The organism is Bradyrhizobium sp. AS23.2 (assembly GCF_001908185.1).
In the GTDB taxonomy this organism is placed as follows: Bacteria; Pseudomonadota; Alphaproteobacteria; order Rhizobiales; family Xanthobacteraceae; genus Bradyrhizobium.
The window spans coordinates 1-1924 of record NZ_LGHM01000352.1 but is presented as its reverse complement, the minus strand read 5'-3'; the positions used below and the strand labels follow the sequence as shown (position 1 = coordinate 1924).

The 1924-nt window shown below is 63.6% G+C and carries 1 protein-coding gene; it reads right to left on the bottom strand.

The features are described from left to right. Positions 1-827: 827 nt before the first annotated feature. Positions 828-1924 (bottom strand): porin (locus AC630_RS42090; protein WP_143198770.1); only part of this gene is annotated, 1097 nt, incomplete at its 5' end.

The following is a 1924-nucleotide window of genomic DNA, read 5'->3' as shown; positions in this document are numbered from 1 at the left end:
CGGCCTTCCCTGCGCAGTGGTCTGACGGCTTATGCCGTGCTCTCCCGGGAGCCGAGTTCGTTCTGGCCTCCCTCGCCCCGCGAATTGGCGATGCCGTCCGCCCGGTTGGGCTCGCTGACATCTCCGCGACGGGCTTGACCGTAGCAACGACGGCCAGGACCACACGGTTTTGCCGTACGCGCGTTCGCCGATCGCCACAGGGTTGCTGGCGGTGTGCACACGAGCCAGCAAAATGTTGGCGAAACGAACCCTCAGCGCCGCTCATCCGCACACGGTTTCGGGCTCACAGGGACTACCCGCCCTGCCCGCACCTCTCGTGCCGACGCTGCCGCGTCCACCGCAACCCGGCTCGCGTATCGTGACGACACATGATCGCCCCTCAAGGTAGAGCCGGGATGAGCGACACATACGACAAATCCGAATTTCGGTAAAGCGGAATATTTTTGTGGACTCGGGTTGACGACCCGCCAGGTGTTTTGCCCGACGGGCAACGCGAGGACTGGTCGGCTCGTAGCCCGGCGGAGCGCAGCGCAATCCGGGTCACCGGTCGCCAGGAACGGCCCCCGGATTGCGCTTCGCTCCATCCGGCTACGGATCGTTCTGTTCCGCCGCACATCGCCCCCCAAGCAGAGAACCGGCACGCAGGCGTGTCTCTCCGATTCGCTCTGAAGCAGAGCCTCGATCGGCGGTATCGTCGTTTAATCGATATGGTTTGGCACCTCCTTCCAAGAGCCGTACCGAGATCACCGACGTCACACCTTGCGCGGACAAAAGAAGAGCCCCGGCGGTTTCCCGCCGGGGCTCTCTGTCAGGTCGTTAGACCGAACTTACCAGTTGCGCTGAGCGCGGAGCAGCAGGGTCAGCGAGTCCTGATCCTTCAGCTCGTAGGTCGCGGCCGGCTTGGCGACCGGGAAGTTGTTGCCCGCGTTCACGACGCCAGCATACTTCTGGTCGATGTGGGTCCAGGTGAAGTCGGCCGAGAACGTGAGGTTCTTGACCGGGGTCCAGCGGGTGATCAAGCCAATCTGACCGATGTTGAAGTCAGGATTGCACGAGGTCACGCCAGCAACGCTCGAGAAGACGCCGGTGGCGCCGCAGAGGAAGTTCTTGGCACCGCCGCCAAACTGAGCTGCAGCGTAAGCACCGTAGATCGCGGTGTTCCAGTTCGGATCCCAGTTGTGGGTGTAAGCGCCACGGAAGCCCCAGGTCTTGACGCTTTCCTGCGAGCCGCCGTTGATGAACACGGTGTCCGGAGCGGTAACCGCAGCGACGCTGCCGTAGGCAGAGCCCGAGCTGCCGTACATGAGGAACGTGCTACCCGCCAGGTTCTGGAAGTTGTAGCGGGTCGCGCCGTCGGTGTAGACGCCCGAAATGTTGATCACGTCACCCGCACCGGTCGGGATGTTCTTGATCGACAGAGCGAGCTGAACCGCCCAACCCCACTTGTCGTCGGGGTGGCCAGTCGCCTCGGTTGCACCGTAATAGGCAACGTGGTTGTCATGCGCAGCCACCGACGCCTGGAACAGACCCCAAGCCTGGTCGACACGCACCATACCGACGAGGTTCGGCGAACGCGAGCCGCCGATGGCGTTGGCACCCACCGCACCAGTGGTCAAACCGGCGATAGCAGAAGCACCAGTCGCAGCCGCGCTGCTGAGGTTGAGGTTGCCGGCCTGATAGTACGCGGTCGCATCTTCCGCCGAGAACGCCGCCGTCACGCCCTGACCGAAGTCAGCGGTGTAGGTGAACTGGTTGACACCAGTGACCGTGCCGCTGCCGCCGACGAGACCGTCGAAGTTGTTGCCGGGATAGTTGGTCCAGGGCGCGTCGAACTGCGACACGGCCTTACCCATGGTGAAGCCAGCGAACTGGATGAAGGCGTAGTACACGCCGAGCGAACCGCCCGAGGTGCCGCCGTCGGTCG